The organism is Pseudomonas sp. JL23, from assembly GCF_056933585.1.
In genome coordinates this window covers 4,586,295-4,605,703 of sequence record NZ_CM167795.1, presented here as the reverse complement: position 1 = coordinate 4,605,703, position 19,409 = coordinate 4,586,295, and the positions used below count along the sequence as shown (strand labels likewise).

Genomic DNA, 19,409 nt, shown 5'->3' with positions numbered 1-19,409 from the left:
TACTTGCGCAGCCAGACACAACCGTCCATGTCGTCAATGGAATAGCCCCCAGGCATGTTTAATTATGTTACAAATCTTCTAATGCTTTGCCGGGGACTGTCAAACTAGCGAGACGCAGAAGTGTGGAGTTCAACACACTAATGCGCGCACGGTCAGGAGCGAACTTGTTCGCCAGACGGTATTTCAAATATCAACACAAGCATCTGAATGCCCCGCCTCCTCGCGAATAAGTTCGCTTCTGCCACCCTTGCAATGGTTATTGATGCAAGAGTATTGGCAACTTGCCATCACCGAGAAAAAACGATAAACGGTCGTGCAAGTCAGGGTGTTCTTAAATGTCAGAGCCCCTTCAATTTCTCTTTCTCAACGGCAAGATCCACTGCACTCAAAGGCACATATCCTTCAGCCGACGCCGTCTGCTGGCGGACCAGTGCCTGGCCCTCGTCGCTCAAGGCCAGGGCCAGGTATTGCTTGATGAAGGCTTCTACCGGCGTGCCGGGTTGAGCATTGACGTATAAATGCAGGTAGGAAGACAGCGGGTACTGGCCGCTGCCCACGTCTTTCAGGCCCGGACCGAAGGCGGGGGCGCCGGGTTTGTTGCTTAACGGCACTATCCGCAGTTTTGGCGCGATCTTGTCGGCGGCGGCCCAACCCGTCAGGGCGATGCCGTGGCTGTCACCGGCCAGAGCTGTCAGTACCGCATTGCGATTTTCCAGTGCTTCGTATTTCGGGCTGAAGGGGCGAGCACCGAAGCGATCCATACGCTGGTTAGTGGCGAAGCCGCCGTCATCGCGCAGGCCGTAGACGTGGATACGCCGATTGGCCCATTCGCCGGTCAGGCCCAGTTGGCCCCAGGTATTGATATCGCCGCCGGGCTGGCCCGAGGTCACGACCTTGGCCAGTTGCTCGATGCTCAGTTGCTTGAGCGGGTTGTCCGGATGGAGGTACACGGCGGGTGGTGTCTTGCCGTTGGGTCGAGGCCCGTAGCCGGAATAGCCGATGCGGATGTCCAGTGGCTGGCGCTCGAATACCTGCTCGAAACCGTGCATCTCCCCCAACCACGGCTCGCGGGACAGCGGGGCAATGGCCGTGGCGCCGGCAGTCAGGGCCGGCAGGCCGATGGATGAGCCTTTGGCGGTCACCGCGAAGCGAAAGCCCGGATGCTTGCGCACGAACAACGCGTTGAGCTGCTTGATCAGGTTTTCCATGCCGTCGTTGCCGATAATGGCAATCGCCCCGTCCTGGGTCAGGTAGCTGGCCTTGACCGGCATTTGCAGAGGTTCGGCCTGGGCCGGATTGAACAGCAGGCAGGAGGCGAGGAGGGCGCAGCCCATGAGGGATCTGATCATTGCGGCGCTACCTCATCGAGTTTTTTCAGTTCGGCCCGAGCCTGGGCGGCGCTGAGCGGAAAGTAGCCTTTGGGCTGGCTGGCGATGATTGCCTGGCCGTCGCGGGACAACACGAAGCGCAGATATTCGCGGATCACCGGATCCACGGCCTTGCCCGGTTCCCGGCGCAGATACAGGTAGAGATAGCGGCCGAAGGGATACTGATCGGCGACGATCTCGGCGGGAGTGCCGGTGGTGGTGTGTTGCCCGCTCGGGTCGCTGATCGGCAGCTGCTTGATCTGTTCATTGGCAAGACCGATGGCGGCCACGGCGATACCGGCAGGATCGGCCTTAAGCCGCTCGAGAATGTCTTCGGTCTTGCCGTAGGCCTCGTAACCGGGAGTCAATGCTCGACCGCCCAACTGGTTGGCCTGCATGTAGGTGCCGAAACCAGTGAACTCCGGGGTGCCGTAAGGATGCAGCTTGCGGTTTTTCCAGATGCCGCTCAGGCCGAACTGACCCCAGGTCGACAAGTCGCCTTGGGGATTGCCGATACTCATGGCCCTGGCCACTTGTTCGGCGCTGATGCTCGTCAGCGGGTTGTCTCGATGCACGTACACGGCCAGCGAGGTCGCCAGGTGCTGAGAAGTGTCATTGGCGGCGTGGGCGATACGGATTTCCAGGGGCGCGCTGCCATTGACCTTGGTGAAGGCACCGATTTCCAGCTCATTGATTTCTCGGCCCATGGCGCCGAACAGGGTGACGCCATGGGTGAGCAGGGGCACGGCGCTGGTCGTGCCTTTGGACTCGTCCTGAAAACGCCAGTCCGGGTGGCTTTTTTGCAGAGCCGCGTTAAACCGTTCGACGATATAGCGTACGTGTTCGGCGCCACCAATACGGATCGCGCCGGTTTCTGTCAGGTAGCTGGCCCGGGGATTGAGGGTTACGGACTGGGCGCTGAACGCGGCAAGTCCAGGGTCGATGGCGGGCTGTTCGTCAGCCGACGAATAGCCTGCCACCGCCGCAAGGCCGCACAGGGCCAGGCAGCGAAGCAATGTGGTCATGAGTGGGCCTTTATCAGAAAGACAGCGTCGCCTTGGCGAGCAATTGACGGGGTTCGCCGATGACCAGAGCTGGCGAGCCGAGGCCGCTGGCGGAGACGTAGTAGGTCTCGTCGAACATGTTCTTGAGGTTCAATTGCAGGGTCAGGTCTTTCTGCTCGACTTTGATTTTGTAGGCCACGAAAGCATCAGCGACTTTCGCCGAGGGCAGCCAGTACTCGGTGCCGGTGCCGTCGTTCACCCCCCAACTGCTCATGTAACGACCGCCTAGACCGGCGCGCAGGTCGCCGATGCCGACGTGGCCGAAGTCCTTGGTGAAGTACAGGGCGAAGGTGTTCTTCGACACGCCGTCCAGGGGCTGGCCCTGCAGGATCGGGTCCTTGGTCCATTCGGTATCGGTGTAGGCGTAGCTGGCGGTGGCGCTCCAATGGGCGCCCAGTTCGCCGGTCACGTCCATTTCCACGCCACGCGAGCGTGCTTCACCGCCCAGTCGCGTGCAGGTTTCGGTGCCGCAGGTGGCGCTGGTCTGCACGTTCTTCTTGGTGATGTCGAACACCGCCAGAGTCGCCGTCACAGAGTCGTTCTGGTACTTGGTGCCGATCTCATAAGCCTTGGCTTCTTCCGGCTCCAGATCACCAATGACCGTGGCGATAGAGGTGTTGGGACGGAACGATTCGGTGTAGCTACCGTACACCGACCAGTCCGGCTGGATCAGGTAAACCAGGCCCAGGCGCGGTACTACCTTGCTGCGATCGACGTCGGCACCGACGACGAAGGGGCGGCCCTTGCCGGTGTATTCAGTGAAGCTTTCGTAGCGCAAGCCGCCTTGCAGGATCCACTTGTCGGTCAGATGGATCGAGTCCTGGATGAAGGCTGCGCGCTCATGCAGCAGGTCGGTCTGGTCGCTGTTCGGCGCGCTGACCCGAGATGGCACAGGGACCTGGCCATAGATCGGGTTGTTGTAGTTGAACGCGGTGTCGTTGACGTTGCGGATCAGGTCGCCCAGGGTGCGTTCGTTTTCCATGTAGTCCACACCCACCAGCATCTCGTGCTGCATGCCCAGCAGGTTGAAATGACCCAGGGCGTTGACGGTGGCGGTATGGGCGAACTGCACGGCATCACGGGTGGCATCGCCGCGACGGGTTACCTTGCCGGTGGTGAAGTTGGCCGAGATGTAGCGCGACTGATGGTCGTTGTAATAGTTGCGGCTGTAACCGTAGGCAGCCTTGAGCGACCAGTCATCGTTCAGGCGGTGTTCACCGGTCAGGGTGAAGGCGTCGGAGCGGCCCGTGGTGATGTTGAAATGCTCGTCCAGGCGGCGGGAGCGAGGAATATCCAGAGGCTTGCCGGTGGTGGTGTTGATTTGCGTGCCACGGTCGAACGGCACCGAGTATTCCATGTGCTCGTAGGCGGTGGTGATGGTGGTGTCTTCACCGAACCAGGTCAGCGATGGTGCGATCACTTCCTGATCGTAGCTGCCGAAGTTGCGCCAGTAGTCGTACTGCTGCTTGTCGTAGATCAGCCGGTAGGCCAGGTTGCTGTCGCCGAGTTGCCCGGTGGTATCGAACTGACCGCCGCCGCCACCGAAACTGGTGCCCCAGCCGGAAATCGAGGTGGCCTGTTGCATCTGCGGCTTTTTCGTCACCACGTTGATCAGGCCACCCGGATCCTGCACGCCATAGAGCATGGACGCCGGGCCCTTGAGTACTTCCACACGCTCGGTAGTGGGGGTGAAGTTGCGTGCGTTCACCGACTGCATGCCGTCGCGCATGATGGAGTTGTCGCGGTTGGTGCCGAAGCCGCGCTTGACGATGGCGTCCTGGGTGCCACCCAAGGTGTTCCCCTGTTTCAGGCCGCTGACAGCATTGACCGCTTCATCCAGACTTTGCGGCGCACGATCCTCGATGACGCGATGGGTGACCACGTTGACCGAGGCGGGTGTCTCGACCAATGGTGCTTCGGTGCGCGTCCCGACGGTCGCGGCCCTGGCCTGATAGCTGGTCTGGCTCTTTTCGGTGGTGGTCTGGTCACTCTTGCCATCGATATTGACGGCATCGAGCTGCACGCTTTCGGCCGCCCAGAGCGGCTGAGCCAGGCTCAACATGAGGACGCCATGGGCGCAGGCGCTGCGGTATCTGCGGGCAGGGAGGAGCGCAAGTGTGTGCGGGCTGGGGATCATGGAAATGCTCGGCGTGTTGATAGCGAATGAGAAGAATTTTTATTACCTTTAAGAACTCTTCACGTCTGGCCGGGCAAACCCCTCACATTTATTTTCGATCGGGTGCTAAAAACGCAGAGTGGTGGACAGCATCAGTTGCCGGGGATCGCCAACGGAGACCATGTTGCTGTTCACGCTGGACGGGTAGTAGCGGGTGTCGAACAGGTTGTTGACGTTCAATTGCAGCTGCAGCGGATGGCTGGCTACACGCAGGTCATAACGGACAAAGGCATCCATTACCGTGTAGGCGGGCAGGTCGAACGTATTGGCCGGGTCGCCGGGGCGCTCACTGACATAGCGGGGGCCGCCGCCGACACGCAATCGGCCATCCCCCAGCCATTGCCCCAGATCGTGGCTCAGATAGAGCGAAGCGCTTTGTCGGGGTACGTTCTGCAGGCGCTTGCCCTTGAGATTGGGGTCCTTGGTAACCTGGGCATCGGTAAACGCGTAGGCGGCGATGATTTCCCAGGTATCGCTCAGGCGCCCGCCGAGTTCGAACTCGACGCCCCGGGAATGCGCTGCACCGGCATTACGGCTGACCGGCAGGTCGTTGACCGTCTCACTGACGAGAATGTTGCGCTTGCGGATGTCGTAGATCGCGATGCTTGCCGACAGGCCATTTTGCTCTTCGTACTTGATACCGCTTTCCCAGGCCCTGGCTCGCTCGGGTTCTATCGCTGAGTCGATGATCTGCACGGAAGAGGCATTGAGCGGTGCGATGCTCGAGTTGGGCTTGAGCGATTCGCTGTAGCTGACATAGGTCGACCACTGCGGCGCCCAATGGTAGACCAGCCCTGCGCTGGGTATGAACGCACTGCCGTTGATATCGGTATTGGCATGGAAGGGCCGACCCCGGCCGGCATATTGGTCGTAGGTCAGCAAGCGCCCGCCAACGATGGCGATCCATTGTTCGTTGAGGTGGATGGAGTCCCTGGCATAGAGCGCCTGCGTACGCAGGCGGTCGCTCTGGTCACTGTCGCTGGCTGAGACCCTGGTCGGCGCAGAATCCTGGCCGTACACCGGGTTCAGGTAGCTGAACGCAGTGGTACTGGGTTGGCGGATCAGGTCGCTGCGAAAGTACAGGCGATGCTCGTCGACGACGCCGAACAACACGTCATGTTTCATATCGAGAAAATCGTGTTCGCCGGATAACTCGGTATAGATCTGCCGATCATTGCTGTCGGAGTCCAGTGTGCCGTCGAGGCTGCGGGTAAGGGTGCCCGTGGCCGCATTCACGCCGGTAATACGCACCTGATAGGCGTCATAGCTTTCCTGGTTGTAGCTGGCGGACATGCGCAGTTGCCACGCATCATTGAGCCGATATTCATAGTCCAGTTTGGCGAGTTGCGAACGGCCGCGCATGTCGTTGAAGTGTTCGTCCAGACGTCGATCGTAAGGAATATCGAGTACATGGCCGGTGAGCGGATTGATCGCCGTGCCCCGGTCGAAGGGGGTCACGTACTCGCGGCTTTCGAGGGCGAGGCGAACCTCGCTCTGTTCGCCGTACCAGGCCAGGGACGGCGCGACCAGATCCTCGCGGTGCACACCGTAGTTGCGCCAATAGGTTTCGTCCTGATGGTCGAGAACCAATCGATAAGCGAAGCCTGACTGACCCAGGGGGCCGGTACTGTCCAGGGTCACGGTGGAACCGTCGCGACCCTGGGCGAACGCGGAAATTTTGCTCTGCAGCTCGTTCTGCGCCCGCAGCTCAGGGGTCTTGGACACCACATTGATCATTCCGCCGGGATCCTGAATCCCGTAGAGCAAGGCGCTCGGGCCTTTGAGCACCTCAATGTGATCGGTGGTGGCGTTGAAATTGCGGCCCTGGATACTGGTCATGCCATCGCGCAGGATCGATCCGTCGCGGTTATCACCGAAGCCGCGCTTCATCAGCGTGTCCTGGGTGCTGCCGAGGGTATTGCCTTGGGTCACGCCGCTGACATTGCGCAGGGCGTCGTCCAGATTGCGCGGTTTCTGGTCCTGCAATACGGCGTTGGGCACCCGGCTGATGGCCTGGGGCTGTTCGATCCACGGGGTAGCGGTGTGGCTGATCTGGACCGTCGGTTCGGGTTGATAGCCTTCCCGGCCCTGACTGCGGATGTCCAGATCCTGTAACTGGATCACTTGACCCTTTTCCGCCGTTGCGCGAATGGTAATCGTCTGAGCGTCGAGTCGCTGCCAGGCAAAGCCGGAGGTGGCGAGAAGCCGGGACAATGCTTGCAGCGGCGTCATGCGGCCTTTGAGGGCCGGGGCTTGCCAGGCTGCGATGCTGTCGTCGTTGTAGGCGATGTTCAGCCGGGTCAGCCGGTTTAACTGCGCCAGGCTGTCAGCGAGAGACTGGGGCGGCAGATCGAAGTCATACAGGCTGCCGGATTCAGGTGGCGGCGCCGTGACAGGCAGGGTGTCGCCCAGGCCCGTACAGCTCCAGCTGTTGAGAGTCGACGCCAGCAAGAATGTCAGTAACCGGCGTCGCATCAAGGCTAGCTCTTCTACAACACAAAGATGCGAATATATCTCATTAGCGTGCCGCCGTGAATGCCTGTTACCAGATCACTACGGTGCCGCCCGGCAAGCGCTTGAGCGAGAAGCCCAGCAGCGATTGCATCGCGGTTAGAATCGCCTGGGGATCCTGAGCGGAGAACTCACCGCTGACCGGGCGCCCGGCGATTGTCGGATTGAGCAGGACGATGCGCTGCGGGTAGTAACGCTGCAGCATTTCCAGAGCGTCCTTGAGCGGCTGCTGACGCAGGCTCACCCGGCCGTCGCGCCAGCCCAGGGCCTGCTGTGCATTGACAGTCTCCATGGCGCCGAGCCCTTGTGAACCGAAGCCTACGCGCTGTCCGGCGCTCAGTTGCTGTTGCGCATGGCCGACGGCATCGACGCCGACGCGGCCCTGTTCGACAGTGACCTGAGTGTTTTCCGCGCCCAGGCGTACTTCGAACTGAGTACCGAGGACCCGCACATCGCCGTCGCCGGTGCGGACAACGAACGGTTCGCCGTTGTGAAACACATGGAAATACGCCGCCCCGCGAGTGAGGCGAATATCCCGATAGCCCGCGCCCAGGGACACAGAAACGGCGCTGTCACCGTCCAGCGTCACTTCGCTGCCATCGGCCAGTACCAGCGATTGCACCTGGCCAGGAAGCGTGTGGTAGTCAGCCAGGGCGTTTTCCAGCCAGCGCTCGGGCCGGGTGTTGATGCTCAGGGTAATGGCGATGACGACGGTCGCGGCAATGGCGGCAGCCGCGGCCTTCAGGCGCCGCCGACGTTTGCCTCGGGCATGCTGTTGCAGATAGGTACTGAGAGCGCTGGCATCTTCTTTGGCGATACGGGTTGCCGGTGCAGCCATGAGTTGCCAGAATGCGCGGGCCTCATCGAAGGCCTGGGCGTTGGCCGGATCAGCGGCCAGCCATTGCTGAAGTTCCCGCTGCTCGGCTGCTGGCAGTGCGTGGATATCCAGCGCCTGATTTACCGGGCGCGAGGCCAGGCGCGAAAGCCACGACAGGGCGGTGTCCTCGCGCTGCTGGGCCGAGGTTGGGCTGACCAGTTTCATCGTTATGCCTGTGGCCCCTGTTGCCGGCGTTTGCACGCCTGGAGTGCGCGCATCATGTGCTTTTCGACAGCACTGACCGACAAGTCGAGGGTGCTGGCGATGTCCGTATAGCTCAGCCCATGAACTCTGTTGAGAAGAAAGATATGGCGCGTTCGCTCGGGCAGTTTACGCAAAATCTCTTCGATTTTGTCGAGTTCGCGGCTGGCGTCTTCGGCGTCCTCCAGCATCGACTGGCGTGTCTGGATGTCTTCGCTCACCAGAAAGGGCTCGGCCTTGAACTGGGTATTCTGAGTGCGCAGATGATCGATCGCCAGGTTGCGAGCGCTGCGCATCATGTATTGATCGAGGTTTTCAACCTGCACATCGCGGCGCCGCCAGAGTCGGATGAACAGCTCCTGGCAGAGATCGGCGGCAATCGAGCGGCATGACACCCAACGCTTGAGACGCTTTTCCAGCTGCGGTTTTTGCCGCAGGAAAGTGTCGAGCACGTCTTGCGAGCCCGCGCTGCCTTGGCGTGGCAGTTCAGTTCCGCTGTCGTCGGGTGGGGAGGGCGTGCGCATGGGGGCTCGGAGGCAGGACAAAGCCGTGCGCGAATGTTACAGGTTCTCGTTATCATTTGGAAATGTGGTGTTGCCGCAGGCACATGTGGGACCGACTTTAGCCGGGAAGGCGTCCTGGCTGCTTGAGAGACAGCGGTGAATATACCGGCCTCTTCCCGGCTAAAGCCGGTCCCACAGATATCATTGCGACTAGCTAGTTAATTGAGTGTGGCTTCTTCTTCCCGCCGGTCCGCCTCAAACAATTGCGCCAGCTCTGCACGGGCTTCAACCGCCGTCTGCATGACCTTGGCCTCATCGTCGTAGACCAGATGTTGGGCGTTGAGTACCTGTTCGTCGTGGCGCTTGAAGCGGTCGATACGGGCCTTGGCCTGTTCTTCGCTCAGGCCCAGGCCAACCAGGGTGCGGCGACTCATCTCAAGGCTTGAGTAGAAGGTCTCGCGAATCGCCTGGGCGTCCAGGTCCATCAGGCGGTGCACATGTTGCCGGTTACGGGCGCGGGCGATGATCTTCATGTGCGGGTAGAGCTTGCGCACCAGCTCTGCGGTCTTGATGTTGGTGTCCGGATCGTCCGTGGCGATGACGAAGTATTCAGCCTGATCGACCTTGGCCGCACGAAGGATTTCCGGGCGCAGCGGATCACCATAGAACACCGGGACATTGCCGAAGCTGCGGGTGAACTCAATGGTTTCCACCGAGGTGTCGAGGGCGATAAAGGGAACGTTCTGGGCGCGCAATATCCGCGAAACGATCTGGCCCATACGGCCCATTCCGGCAATCACCACGCGCGGGGTATCGCCGTCGATGGCGCGGTATTCGTCCGGCACTTCCCGGGCGGGCACCGGCTTGGGCTTGATCAGACGGGAGATGGCCAGCAACAGCAGCGGCGTCATGGCCATGGACAGGGTAATGGTCAGGACCAGGGTGTCATACAGACTGGCATCGAACAGGCCCTGATCGCGGCCGATCTGGAAGACCACGAAGGCGAATTCACCGCCCGCCGCCAGGACCAGGCCCAGACGCAGCGCGCTTTGTCGACCCAGTCCCCCGGCCAGACGACCGATAAAGAACAGCAGCGGCAACTTGATGGCGACCAGCAGCAAGGTCAGGCCGATCACAGTCACCGGCGTATTGATCAACAGGCTGAGATTGGCACCCATGCCGACGCTGATGAAGAACAGCCCCAGCAGCAGGCCCTTGAAGGGTTCGATCTGGGCTTCCAGTTCGTGGCGGTATTCCGAGTCGGCCAGCAAGAGGCCAGCGAGAAAGGCGCCCAGCGCCATGGACACGCCGACCAGATCCATCAGCCATGCCGTACCGATGACCACCAGCAGGGCCGTGGCGGTGGAGACTTCCTGCAACTTGGTCTTGGCCACGGCACGAAATACCGGGCGCAGCAGATAGCGTCCGCCGACCACGACAATGGCGATGCTGCCCAGGACCCGCAAGCCGTGAGTCAGGCTGTCGCTGGTACTGGGCTCGTGGGTGGCGCCGGCCAGCAACGGGACCATGGCAATCAAGGGGATGGCCGCGATGTCCTGGAACAACAGAATGGCAAAGGCCAGGCGGCCATGGGGCGCGTTCAGTTCCTTGCGCTCGGCCAGGCTTTGCAGACCGAATGCAGTGGAAGACAGCGCCAGGCCAAGGCCGAGGACCACGGCGCTGTTGAGTGGCTGGCCAAAGGCGAGCAGGGCGACGCTGCCGATGACCAGGCCGGTCAACAGCACCTGGGCCAGGCCGACACCGAACACAGCCTTGCGCATCACCCACAGGCGTTTGGGCGACAGTTCCAGGCCAATGATGAACAACAGCAGGACGACGCCCAGTTCGGAAATATGGCTGACGCTCTGTGGATTACCGATCAGGCCCAGTACCGATGGGCCGATGATGACACCGGCGAACAGATAGCCGAGTACGGCGCCCAGTTGCAGGCGTTTCGCCAGCGGGACGATCAGAACAGCGGCAAGCAAAAATACAACAGCGGCCCCCAGCAGGCTCTCTTCATGGGGCATTGTGAACTCCTTGGTCTAGCGGATAGCGGGCAAGCGATGGATCGAACAGGGTGCATTAAACCATGTGAACCTTGCAGATCTGCGTTCCAGAGGCTCTGCTGTCGGTCAATGGGTCGCGCTTTTTTGGGTTTTTTTGTCGGAATGTGCGCAAATCTGCGCAAGGGGGTGCTAACGCACAGGCGTGTGTCAGGTGCTGCTCATCGCGTAATATGGCGCATCGACGATTTCAGGAAATGTCCGTAATGACCAACAAGCAACGTTTGATGTACTCGATTCTGATCGCCCTTACCGTACTTGCGATCATGCTCGGTCTGTCCCATTTGCAGAACAGCGGTGTGATTACCGAAGAGACCTTCAAGTACATCGCCGTGTCCGTGGCGGTGCTGGTGGTGGTGATCAACGGCGTCATGCGCCGCAAGGTCAAGCCCTGAGCGCATCGGCAGAGCCTGCGGGTTCGGCGGTTATTGCGCCGTCGAACCCTGCAGTGATTGCCAGGCCAGGGGATGCAGGCTGTAGCTCTTGTCCGCGTTCATGTGAATCACGCCCTCGTCACACAGGCGCTTGAGCACCTCGCGTACGCTGAGAAACGACATGGGAATATCCAGCTTCAACAGCTGATTGTGCACGCCGCGCACGCCCAGTGGATGGCCTGCTTCGCTGGCATTGACCAGCGCATCCAACACCTTCAGGCGAACCAGGCTGGTACGCAGGCCGAAGCGTTTGAGCAATTGACGAATATGGTCGTTGCCCGGGCGATCCGTGCCCTGTGTTGGCGGCAGCGGCCGGGCCGCTGTGGTGGCTTTGCGATGCAGCAAGGTGCGATTCATTAACTGCCAACTCCTTATTCGACTCGATTCAAACGACCTGCTTTCAATGAACGAATGAGGGCTGCAGTCATTCAGTGTTTATTGAAAATAAAGGCTAATACGAGTCATATTTTTATGCGTCTCATTCTCATTAGATCCGGGTTAGGGTTTTTGTTCAAGACCGACATTAGGATGAGATTTGCCCGTGACGTTCCAACGAGTGGCTTTACGGCACATGCGGACCTCTCTAGGCTCTGGCTTTTGTGCAGGAGCGGCCGGGCGGACGCCCTCGCGGCTAAAGCTGCTCCTGTGAGAGGAAAGGGCCAAATCAGAAAGTCTTTTTAAAAGGAAGAGATCAATGAGTACGCGGATCGAGCTGACGAATCAGCCGACAGAAGACGATTATCTGGCCATCCTCACCCCCCTGCGTGCCTATAACGCATCCCAGGCGGGAGACGCGGGCGCGGAGAAATTCGCTCTGCTGGTGCGGGACGAACAGACCAATGAGGTGCTGGGCGGGATGTATGGCAAGTTGTTGTATCGCTGGATGTTCATCGAGCTGTTGGCGATACCTGAGCAGACCCGTGGCCAGGGCACCGGCTCACGCCTGATGGGTATGGCCGAGGATCTGGCGCGGGAGAAAAACTGCGTGGGTATCTGGCTCGACACCTTTGACTTTCAGGCGCCGGATTTTTACCGCAAGCACGGCTTCAGCGAATTCGGCCAGTTGCAGGACTATCCGCCGGGCCATCAGCGCCTGTTTTTCCACAAGCGCCTGGATCAGTAAGAGCCAGGTGGCAGTGAGGTTTATGTGGGACCGGCTTCAGCCGGGAAGGCGTCGGTGCTGATCACTTGGATGCGACGGACTTCACCGGCCTCTTCCCGGCTGAAGCCGGTCCCACAGACATCGTTTTTTATCCACGGCGAAACGTGCCCGGCCAACCGGTAATGGTTTTCGGTCGGGGCTTGGCGTAGGTGCGTACTTTCGAGGTGGACAGGCCCAGGCGTACCAGGGATTCGGCCAGCATTACGGCGGCGGTTACGCCATCTACCACCGGCACGCCGGTGCGCTGGCGGATCTGTTCGTCGAGACCGGCCATGCCGCCGCAGCCCAGGCAAATCACCTCGGCCTTGTCGTCTTTCACCGCCCGCTCAGCCTGAGTGACGATGGCTTCCACGGCGCGCTGTGGATCTTCCTCCAACTCCAGTACCGCCAGGCCGCTGGCCCGAACAGAAGCGCAACGCTCGAACAGCCCGGCCAGTTTGAGGCGATCTTCGATCAGCGGCACCGTGCGATCCAGGGTCGTCACCACGGAATAGGCGTGGCCCAGCAGCATGGCCATACTGGCACCGGCTTCGGTGATATCGATCACCGGCACGTCGAGCAACTCTTGCAGGCCCTCACGGCCATGCTCGCCGTAGCCAGCCTGGATCACCGCGTCATAGGGCTGGTCGTAGGACAGCACGCGGTCCATGACGGCCAGGGCCGCCAGGTAACTCTCGAAATTGCCTTCCACCGATTCGGCGCCGAAATGCGGGGTCAGACCGATGATCTCGGTGCCGGGCGCTGCCACCGAGCGCGCCTGGGCGGCAATGGCCTCGGTGATGGATTCTGTGGTGTTGACGTTGACGACGAGAATACGCATGCAGGGTCCTTGATGAGCGGCGGCAAAGCCTGGCAGTTTACCTGTTTGTCGGCGGGCAGTACTCTGCGTGCTGGCTTTTACCTGACTACTTCTTGCGCTGCGCCGCGCCGCCATTTCCCGATCATGACCCTGGAGCTTCAGATGTCTGCACCCCGCGACAATGCCGAGACCCACAGCCTGTCTTTCGATGAACTGGCAGAACTGTTACGCCAGGTTTTCCTGCGTCACGGCACCTCGCCGCAGGTTGCCCGCGTCTTGTCGCAGAACTGCGCCAGCGCCCAGCGTGACGGCTCCCACAGCCACGGCATTTTCCGTATTCCGGGCTACCTGTCGTCCCTGGCCAGCGGTTGGGTCAGCGGCACGGCAGAGCCGAAGGTCGAGGATGTAGGTGCCGGGTTCATCCGGGTCGATGCGGCCGGTGGTTTTGCCCAGCCTGCGCTGATGGCGGCCAAAGCGTTGTTGATCGACAAGGCCCGCAGTGCCGGTATCGCCATTCTGGCCATTCGCAATTCCCATCACTTTGCTGCGCTCTGGCCGGATGTCGAGCCCTTCGCCGAAGAAGGGCTGGTGGCTCTGAGTGTGGTTAACAGCATGACCTGCGTTGTGCCCCACGGTGCACAAAAGCCACTGTTCGGCACTAACCCGATTGCGTTCGCCGCGCCGCGGGCCGGTGGTGAACCCATTGTCTTTGACTTGGCTACCAGTGCCATTGCCAATGGCGACGTGCAGATTGCCGCGCGGGCAGGGCGCATGTTGCCAGCGGGCATGGGCGTGGATCGCGCCGGTCAACCGACCGAAGACCCCAAGGCCATTCTCGACGGCGGAGCGCTGCTGCCTTTTGGTGGCTACAAGGGCTCGGCGCTGTCGATGATGGTGGAACTGCTGGCTGCTGCACTCACGGGCGGAAATTTCTCCTTCGAGTTCGACTGGTTCAGGCACCCCGGCGCGCAAACGCCCTGGACCGGGCAGTTGCTCATCGTCATCGACCCGAACAAGGGCAGCGGCCAGAGTTTTGCCGAGCGCAGCGAAGAGCTGGTGCGGCAGATGCACGGGGTCGGTCAGGAACGCCTGCCGGGTGATCGTCGTTATGTGCAGCGCGCCCGGTCGCTGGTTGAGGGCATCGAGATCAGCAAGACCGAATGGCTGCAATTGCGTGAGCTTGCAGGCGCCTGATTGGCTTGCGACGACAGCGGCCAGCGAAGACTGACCGCTCGTCGTCTGAGCTCTTGCGCTGGCTTCCTCTTCAAAATACTGTATGCATACACAGTATATTGAAGAAGGAGTTTCCTATGTCCCCGAATCAGCTCCAGACCCCGCTGAATCGCGTTTCCCGCGCCCATGAAATGCAACGCGAGGACTTCCTTGCACTGGCCAGCGCGATTCAGCGCTTCCAGGCAGCCGAAGCCCAGGCGACCCTGGCTATTGTTGGTGCGCAATACGGTTATGAACGGCCCGCGAGCTCTTCGAGCAACCATTGCAGCGACTCCTGATCGCCGGTCCCGATATCGCAACGCGGGGTTCAAATGGAGCGTATCGTGGATGATGAACATTCCGCTTCAGGTACCCCAAAATGAAAAACCTCGGCGCGCGCTTGAAAGAGGAGCGCAAATCCATGGGGCTTTCACAGCAGCAATTTGCGCAGATGGGCGGGGTCGAGGCCAATGCCCAGGGTAAGTACGAAAGTGGCGCCCGGGCCCCTCGTTCGGACTACCTGGTAGCGTTGGGTTTCAAGGGCGTGGATGTTCTCTATCTGCTATCGGGTGCTCGTATGCCAGTGTCGCTGGATACGCTCGACGATGCCGAAAAAGCCATGCTGCTGAACTATCGGGTGCTGACCAAGCCCGATCAAAACGCAATCGGCCAATTGACGTGGTCATTGGCGTGCTGCCTGCCCCATTCCAGACTCGAAGGCTGATAGGCTTGCTCGGGAATATATGAAACGTATATGCTTCGTATATTCAACTCGAGGTGACCCATGGGCCTGGTAAAGATTTCCGAACAGATGCACGCCAATATCCGCGCCGCCAGTGCGGCGCTCAGTCGCTCCATCAACGCCCAGGCCGAACACTGGATGCGTGTCGGCATGCTTGCCGAGCTGCACCCATCCCTGGACTACAGCGAAATCTGCCAGATGCTGATCCGGGCCGAGGCGGCAGGCGGTACGTTGCTCAGTGCCCAGGCGGGCGATATCGCCTCGATCACCGCGACTGAGCGGGAGGCCTCCTGATGAGTGGGCCAATTACGTTCAAGACTGAAGAAGATCTGGTGCACCTGCGGGTAGCCGGGCGTCTGGCTGCCCAGGTGCTTGAAATGATCAAGCCCCACGTCAAGGCCGGGGTCAGTACCGAGGCGCTGGACGATATCTGCAATGATTTCATCGTCAAGGAACTCAAGGTCATCCCGGCCAATGTCGGCTACCACGGCTTTACCAAAACTACCTGCACATCACCCAATGCGGTGGTGTGTCACGGCATTCCGTCTGCCCAGGACATCCTCAAGGACGGCGACATCATCAATATCGATGTGGCGGTGATCAAGGATGGTTGGTACGGCGATACCAGTCGCATGTATCTGGTGGGTGAAGTCAGCCCCTTGGCGCGACGTCTGGTGCATACCACCTATGAAGCGACGCGGGCGGGGATCCATACGGTGCGTCCCGGCGCGACGCTGGGGGATATCGGTCATGCAATCCAGACCGTGGCACATCGTGAGGGATTCAGCGTAGTGCGCGAATATTGCGGTCATGGCATCGGCCGTAACTACCACGAAGAGCCCCAGGTGCTGCACTACGGCACGCCGGGCAAGGGCCTCAAGCTCAAAGCGGGGATGGTCTTCACCATTGAACCGATGATCAACGCCGGCAAGCCTGGGACCAAGACCCTCGCCGATGGCTGGACGGTCCTGACCCGGGATCTTTCCCTGTCCGCGCAGTGGGAGCATATGGTGGCGGTGACTGATAAGGGGTTTGAGCTGCTGACGCCATGGCCCGAGGGGACCGGCGAATATCCGGCGATCTGAAGCATCAGCCCCGGCCCTGCGGCCGGGGCTGATGTTTTCAGTTACCGATGCTGTTGTGGTTCTTTTTCCAGTGCACCTGGGTAATGCCAAACCCTTCGGCCTGAAGAATCGCCAGCATGACCGGCCCGGCGGCGACGTTGCCACTGACGGTCCCGACACCCGCGTGCAGTGTTGCGAAATGCAGGGCGTCGCTTTCACAGAGATGAGCTGCCTGATGGCGAAAATGCCGTTGTTCGCCACGAAACCTATAGTGAATCTCAAAATCCTTCTGATTATTCATTATTGCTCTCGCCTGTGAGACGTATCCAATACGTCGCTCTAAATGTGTACTTCCGGTGTACATAACCGCACCTGGAGGTGGGCTACTTCATTTTCGAGATCGAAACAGGCATGCAAAAACTTCAAGCGGCCATGAATCGGACTGCTTTCTCTAAGAGGATAAGGAGCTCTCCGGGAAATCCGGAAGCTCGAAATTTACATCTTTTTACATGATTTTGAACCGTCGCCGGATGAGTGGCGGCAACCACCCTCAATTCGAGGGGGCGTTAGCTCCGAGGCCCCCAAAAAACTGAGGTTGTTAGTGTTTTTGCAGGGCCTCGACGTGTCCTGACGCAAGCGTAAAAGTTGGCGTCAGCAAGCTGTCGTTCGGATCTAGCGACAGGCCTTCATATTGACCGGACCGACGAACTCATTGCCGTGGCCCATGACACAAGCGACCCGCTGATTGCGTTGCAGCTCCCAGCTTTCTACCGGGTAGGTCTTGTTCCAGGCTTGATAAAGCTGAGTGTCCTGGCGGGACAACGGCAAGTTGTATTGCTTGCTCATATAGAAATAAGTCCGGGCGATCATTCCGCGAATCGATGGCCGGGGCATGACTTTCTTTGCCTTGAAGTCGATCTGGGTCAGGCAGGCGCCGTATTGGCCTTTCTGCACCGGCAGCCAGCCGAAACTGAAGTTGTTACGGTCGCCATTAACCTCGCCGATACTGGGGACCAGGTTGTGCAGGTCGGCCTCGGCGCGCTGGTAAACCGCATCGCTTTTCGTGCAGTTCTTGCGTCCGCCACTCTGCCAGCATTGGCGCAGGTGGCCGATCTGCCAGGCCGGAACAATGTGCTCCCACTCGATGCGCTTGGCACGGTTGGCGTTCTTGCGCGGGACATAGCCGCAGGCGGCAAGGTCAACGCGGTTGCCCGTGTATTTGCAGCCGCAGTAGAACTCGGTGGACTGAGGCGCATAGAGGCCCCAGGCAAGTTTTTTGGCCTCACTGAATGTGCGCGGTGCTTCAGCGTGGGCGACGGCGGTAAAGGCGAGGGTGGTGCACAGCAAGGTAAAAAAACGAACCATCATGCCGTCAGTCTTCCTTGGGCACTGTCCAGAAAATCTGCACACCGCCATCATCGCGATAGGCGAGGGTGACGTTGTCGTTCTCGGCAATTTCTTCGAGCAACTGCGCCCAGTCATCTTCCAGTTCATCGGGTTGGCGGAAGATCAAGGCTGCCCTGGCCTTCTGCGCACTGGTGGAGTTGATGATCTTCTGTACCCGGGTACCGAGACGTTGGTAGGCGGTCAAGGAGGGCGCGGCGGCCGCTGATGTTGTCACGAGGTGATCCTTAAATTGGCTGTACGCATATACAGTATTTCAATGCCGAATGTTTCGCAACATCAGCGTGAAGCGACGGGTTGCAGAACCAATCTGCCGGGGATTGATCTCAACGCTATGCAGGCACTTTTCAGAACGGAGTCCTTATGAAACGCAGATACTGGCTTATGCCCGCAGCGGCAGGGATTTTTGCTGTATTGGCTGGCTGTTCCACCCCGACGGTCGTCACTTTGCAAAACGGCACTCAGTACATCACCCGTGACGCACCGAAGACCAAAACCACAGACGGTTTTTATGAGTTCGAGGACATTTCCGGCAAGACCGTGAAGGTGCGCGCTGACGAAGTGGCTACAGTCAAACCGCAGGATTGACCGCTTTTCGGCATCTTCGTTCAGTTTCTCGGCTATCCTCGTCGTCTTTCCTCCGTGGAATCTCGGTGCTTAATTGTTTCACCTGTGCGCTTTTGCAAACGCGCTCGTTCAACATGCCGATTCTGTCGTATTTTCGCGATTGACAAAGCCCTACGCGGTTGTTCATAGTTGATAGACGCAAACGTTTGCGCGAATAGTTATTCTCAACGCTGTTCGCGCAAAATCGCTGCAATCATCGAAGTCCTTAAAATAATCATAAGACTGGAGTGACCCCCCCCATGAAGCTGCCATTTGCTGGACGCCTTCTCGCTGTCGCCATGCTCACCGCCGCCGCTGCGGCCATGCCTCTCTCCGCTGCCTACGCAGACACCGCCAAGCCCAAAGTCGCCCTGGTCATGAAATCCCTGGCCAACGAATTTTTCCTGACCATGGAAGACGGCGCCAAGGCTTATCAGAAAGACCACCGCAGCGATTTCGATCTGCTCTCCAACGGTATCAAGAACGAATCCGACACTGCGGAGCAAATCAGGATCGTCGAGCAGATGATCGTGTCCAAGGTCGATGCCCTGGTCATTGCGCCGGCTGATTCCAAGGCTCTGGTGCCGGTTATCAAGAAAGCCATGGATGCCGGCATCAAGGTGGTCAATATCGACAACCAGCTCGATGGCGATGTGCTCAAGAGCAAAAGTATTGAAGTGCCCTTCGTAGGCCCGAATAACCGCAAGGGTTCGAAATTGGTGGGTGACTACCTCGCCAAGCAGCTCAAGGCCGGTGATCAGGTCGGCATCATTGAAGGCGTGCCAACCACCACCAACGCCCAGCAGCGCACCGCCGGCTTCAAGGATGCAATGGACGCCGCGCAGATCAAGGTTGTTTCGACGCAATCGGGTAACTGGGAAATCGACCAGGGCAATCATGTTGCCTCGGCCATGCTCACCCAATATCCGGACCTCAAGGCGCTGCTCGCGGGCAACGACAGCATGGCTCTGGGCGCAGTTGCTGCGGTACGTGCTGCAGGCAAGGCGGGCAAGGTTCAGGTCGTAGGCTATGACGACATCAAAGCCATCCAGCCGATGCTCAAAGACGGTCGTGTCCTGGCTACCGCCAACCAATTCGCCGCCAAACAAGCGGTTTTCGGTATCGAGACGGCGTTGAAAATGGTCAAGGGCGAGAAAGTCGATATCAAGGATGGCGTGATCGAAACGCCGGTTGAGCTCGTCACCAAATAATCGCGTCTGA

General features: G+C 59.7%; 21 protein-coding genes. 9 read left to right on the top strand and 12 right to left on the bottom strand.

The features are described from left to right. Positions 1–338: 338 nt before the first annotated feature. From AC1Z24_RS21255 to AC1Z24_RS21225, 7 genes are all read right to left on the bottom strand, one after another. Positions 339–1,349: a PstS family phosphate ABC transporter substrate-binding protein gene (locus tag AC1Z24_RS21255; protein ID WP_483742574.1), complete on the bottom strand. Its 1,011-nt coding sequence runs from the start codon at positions 1,347–1,349 to the stop codon at positions 339–341. Next, positions 1,346–2,392 carry a PstS family phosphate ABC transporter substrate-binding protein gene (locus AC1Z24_RS21250; RefSeq protein WP_483742573.1) on the bottom strand — a complete coding sequence of 349 codons (1,047 nt, stop codon included), beginning with the start codon at positions 2,390–2,392 and terminating at the stop codon, positions 1,346–1,348. The genes AC1Z24_RS21255 and AC1Z24_RS21250 overlap by 4 nt, the downstream gene beginning before the upstream one ends. Positions 2,393–2,405: 13 nt before the next feature. Beyond that, positions 2,406–4,493 carry a TonB-dependent siderophore receptor gene (locus AC1Z24_RS21245; protein ID WP_483742572.1) on the bottom strand — a complete coding sequence of 696 codons (2,088 nt, stop codon included), beginning with the start codon at positions 4,491–4,493 and terminating at the stop codon, positions 2,406–2,408. A gap of 180 nt (positions 4,494–4,673) precedes the next feature. Beyond that, positions 4,674–7,082: a TonB-dependent siderophore receptor gene (locus tag AC1Z24_RS21240; RefSeq protein ID WP_483742571.1), complete on the bottom strand. Its 2,409-nt coding sequence runs from the start codon at positions 7,080–7,082 to the stop codon at positions 4,674–4,676. Positions 7,083–7,149: 67 nt separating this feature from the next. Continuing rightward, positions 7,150–8,160: a FecR family protein gene (locus AC1Z24_RS21235; protein ID WP_483742570.1), complete on the bottom strand. Its 1,011-nt coding sequence runs from the start codon at positions 8,158–8,160 to the stop codon at positions 7,150–7,152. Between the two features lie 2 nt (positions 8,161–8,162). Continuing rightward, a complete protein-coding gene (locus tag AC1Z24_RS21230) occupies positions 8,163–8,720 on the bottom strand; it encodes an RNA polymerase sigma factor (protein ID WP_483742569.1) in 558 nt (185 codons plus the stop codon). A 197-nt stretch (positions 8,721–8,917) separates the two neighbouring features. Beyond that, the gene (locus AC1Z24_RS21225; RefSeq protein WP_483742568.1) at positions 8,918–10,729 is read right to left on the bottom strand and encodes a monovalent cation:proton antiporter-2 (CPA2) family protein; all 1,812 of its coding nucleotides are present in this window, start codon (positions 10,727–10,729) and stop codon (positions 8,918–8,920) included. 242 nt (positions 10,730–10,971) lie between these two features. On the opposite strand from AC1Z24_RS21225, the gene AC1Z24_RS21220 reads away from it, so the two are divergent. Next, positions 10,972–11,160 (top strand): hypothetical protein, encoded by a 189-nt coding sequence (locus tag AC1Z24_RS21220; protein WP_483742567.1) that lies wholly within the window; start codon positions 10,972–10,974, stop codon positions 11,158–11,160. 30 nt (positions 11,161–11,190) lie between these two features. Here the strand turns inward: AC1Z24_RS21220 and AC1Z24_RS21215 are convergent, their stop codons facing one another. Then, complete coding sequence (locus tag AC1Z24_RS21215) at positions 11,191–11,556, bottom strand: Fe2+/Zn2+ uptake regulation protein (protein WP_483742566.1); 366 nt, start codon at positions 11,554–11,556, stop codon at positions 11,191–11,193. A 337-nt stretch (positions 11,557–11,893) separates the two neighbouring features. On the opposite strand from AC1Z24_RS21215, the gene AC1Z24_RS21210 reads away from it, so the two are divergent. Then, positions 11,894–12,322 carry a GNAT family N-acetyltransferase gene (locus AC1Z24_RS21210; protein WP_483742565.1) on the top strand — a complete coding sequence of 143 codons (429 nt, stop codon included), beginning with the start codon at positions 11,894–11,896 and terminating at the stop codon, positions 12,320–12,322. A 127-nt stretch (positions 12,323–12,449) separates the two neighbouring features. Here AC1Z24_RS21210 and AC1Z24_RS21205 read toward each other — a convergent pair whose 3' ends face one another. Further along, a complete protein-coding gene (locus AC1Z24_RS21205; RefSeq protein ID WP_483742564.1) occupies positions 12,450–13,181 on the bottom strand; it encodes an aspartate/glutamate racemase family protein in 732 nt (243 codons plus the stop codon). A gap of 141 nt (positions 13,182–13,322) precedes the next feature. On the opposite strand from AC1Z24_RS21205, the gene AC1Z24_RS21200 reads away from it, so the two are divergent. From AC1Z24_RS21200 to map, 5 genes are all read left to right on the top strand, one after another. Then, positions 13,323–14,354 (top strand): Ldh family oxidoreductase, encoded by a 1,032-nt coding sequence (locus AC1Z24_RS21200; RefSeq protein WP_483742563.1) that lies wholly within the window; start codon positions 13,323–13,325, stop codon positions 14,352–14,354. A 116-nt stretch (positions 14,355–14,470) separates the two neighbouring features. Beyond that, a complete protein-coding gene (locus tag AC1Z24_RS21195; RefSeq protein ID WP_483742562.1) occupies positions 14,471–14,671 on the top strand; it encodes a hypothetical protein in 201 nt (66 codons plus the stop codon). An 80-nt stretch (positions 14,672–14,751) separates the two neighbouring features. Beyond that, on the top strand, positions 14,752–15,096 hold the full coding sequence (locus tag AC1Z24_RS21190) for a helix-turn-helix domain-containing protein (RefSeq protein ID WP_483742561.1): 345 nt from the start codon (positions 14,752–14,754) through the stop codon (positions 15,094–15,096). Between the two features lie 60 nt (positions 15,097–15,156). After that, complete coding sequence (locus tag AC1Z24_RS21185) at positions 15,157–15,408, top strand: ParD-like family protein (protein WP_483742560.1); 252 nt, start codon at positions 15,157–15,159, stop codon at positions 15,406–15,408. Continuing rightward, positions 15,408–16,199 carry a type I methionyl aminopeptidase gene (gene map / locus AC1Z24_RS21180; protein ID WP_483742559.1) on the top strand — a complete coding sequence of 264 codons (792 nt, stop codon included), beginning with the start codon at positions 15,408–15,410 and terminating at the stop codon, positions 16,197–16,199. Before AC1Z24_RS21185 ends, map begins: the two co-directional genes overlap by 1 nt. 37 nt (positions 16,200–16,236) lie before the next feature. Here the strand turns inward: map and AC1Z24_RS21175 are convergent, their stop codons facing one another. From AC1Z24_RS21175 to AC1Z24_RS21165, 3 genes are all read right to left on the bottom strand, one after another. Continuing rightward, entirely contained in the window at positions 16,237–16,479 is a 243-nt protein-coding gene (locus tag AC1Z24_RS21175) for a DUF6555 family protein (RefSeq protein ID WP_483742558.1), read from the bottom strand. Positions 16,480–16,850: 371 nt separating this feature from the next. After that, positions 16,851–17,546 carry an endonuclease gene (locus AC1Z24_RS21170; protein WP_483742557.1) on the bottom strand — a complete coding sequence of 232 codons (696 nt, stop codon included), beginning with the start codon at positions 17,544–17,546 and terminating at the stop codon, positions 16,851–16,853. Positions 17,547–17,550: 4 nt separating this feature from the next. Continuing rightward, positions 17,551–17,799 (bottom strand): DUF1654 domain-containing protein, encoded by a 249-nt coding sequence (locus tag AC1Z24_RS21165; protein ID WP_259106097.1) that lies wholly within the window; start codon positions 17,797–17,799, stop codon positions 17,551–17,553. Positions 17,800–17,945: 146 nt separating this feature from the next. Here AC1Z24_RS21165 and AC1Z24_RS21160 point away from each other — a divergent pair, with 146 nt between their 5' ends. Both AC1Z24_RS21160 and AC1Z24_RS21155 read left to right on the top strand, forming a co-directional pair. After that, on the top strand, positions 17,946–18,170 hold the full coding sequence (locus AC1Z24_RS21160) for a YgdI/YgdR family lipoprotein (protein WP_483742556.1): 225 nt from the start codon (positions 17,946–17,948) through the stop codon (positions 18,168–18,170). 278 nt (positions 18,171–18,448) lie between these two features. After that, a complete protein-coding gene (locus AC1Z24_RS21155) occupies positions 18,449–19,399 on the top strand; it encodes a substrate-binding domain-containing protein (RefSeq protein WP_483742555.1) in 951 nt (316 codons plus the stop codon). The last annotated feature ends 10 nt before the right edge of the window (positions 19,400–19,409 follow it).

Bases quoted from the DNA above. Each gene is read 5' to 3' on its own strand.
- AC1Z24_RS21255 (WP_483742574.1), bottom strand. From the start codon at position 1,349: ATGATCAGATCCCTCATGGGCTGCGCCCTCCTCGCCTCCTGCCTGCTG.
- AC1Z24_RS21250 (WP_483742573.1), bottom strand. From the start codon at position 2,392: ATGACCACATTGCTTCGCTGCCTGGCCCTGTGCGGCCTTGCGGCGGTG.
- AC1Z24_RS21245 (WP_483742572.1), bottom strand. From the start codon at position 4,493: ATGTTGAGCCTGGCTCAGCCGCTCTGGGCGGCCGAAAGCGTGCAGCTC.
- AC1Z24_RS21240 (WP_483742571.1), bottom strand. From the start codon at position 7,082: ATGCGACGCCGGTTACTGACATTCTTGCTGGCGTCGACTCTCAACAGC.
- AC1Z24_RS21235 (WP_483742570.1), bottom strand. From the start codon at position 8,160: ATGAAACTGGTCAGCCCAACCTCGGCCCAGCAGCGCGAGGACACCGCC.
- AC1Z24_RS21230 (WP_483742569.1), bottom strand. From the start codon at position 8,720: ATGCGCACGCCCTCCCCACCCGACGACAGCGGAACTGAACTGCCACGC.
- AC1Z24_RS21225 (WP_483742568.1), bottom strand. From the start codon at position 10,729: ATGCCCCATGAAGAGAGCCTGCTGGGGGCCGCTGTTGTATTTTTGCTT.
- AC1Z24_RS21220 (WP_483742567.1), top strand. From the start codon at position 10,972: ATGACCAACAAGCAACGTTTGATGTACTCGATTCTGATCGCCCTTACC.
- AC1Z24_RS21215 (WP_483742566.1), bottom strand. From the start codon at position 11,556: ATGAATCGCACCTTGCTGCATCGCAAAGCCACCACAGCGGCCCGGCCG.
- AC1Z24_RS21210 (WP_483742565.1), top strand. From the start codon at position 11,894: ATGAGTACGCGGATCGAGCTGACGAATCAGCCGACAGAAGACGATTAT.
- AC1Z24_RS21205 (WP_483742564.1), bottom strand. From the start codon at position 13,181: ATGCGTATTCTCGTCGTCAACGTCAACACCACAGAATCCATCACCGAG.
- AC1Z24_RS21200 (WP_483742563.1), top strand. From the start codon at position 13,323: ATGTCTGCACCCCGCGACAATGCCGAGACCCACAGCCTGTCTTTCGAT.
- AC1Z24_RS21195 (WP_483742562.1), top strand. From the start codon at position 14,471: ATGTCCCCGAATCAGCTCCAGACCCCGCTGAATCGCGTTTCCCGCGCC.
- AC1Z24_RS21190 (WP_483742561.1), top strand. From the start codon at position 14,752: ATGAAAAACCTCGGCGCGCGCTTGAAAGAGGAGCGCAAATCCATGGGG.
- AC1Z24_RS21185 (WP_483742560.1), top strand. From the start codon at position 15,157: ATGGGCCTGGTAAAGATTTCCGAACAGATGCACGCCAATATCCGCGCC.
- map (WP_483742559.1), top strand. From the start codon at position 15,408: ATGAGTGGGCCAATTACGTTCAAGACTGAAGAAGATCTGGTGCACCTG.
- AC1Z24_RS21175 (WP_483742558.1), bottom strand. From the start codon at position 16,479: ATGAATAATCAGAAGGATTTTGAGATTCACTATAGGTTTCGTGGCGAA.
- AC1Z24_RS21170 (WP_483742557.1), bottom strand. From the start codon at position 17,546: ATGATGGTTCGTTTTTTTACCTTGCTGTGCACCACCCTCGCCTTTACC.
- AC1Z24_RS21160 (WP_483742556.1), top strand. From the start codon at position 17,946: ATGAAACGCAGATACTGGCTTATGCCCGCAGCGGCAGGGATTTTTGCT.
- AC1Z24_RS21155 (WP_483742555.1), top strand. From the start codon at position 18,449: ATGAAGCTGCCATTTGCTGGACGCCTTCTCGCTGTCGCCATGCTCACC.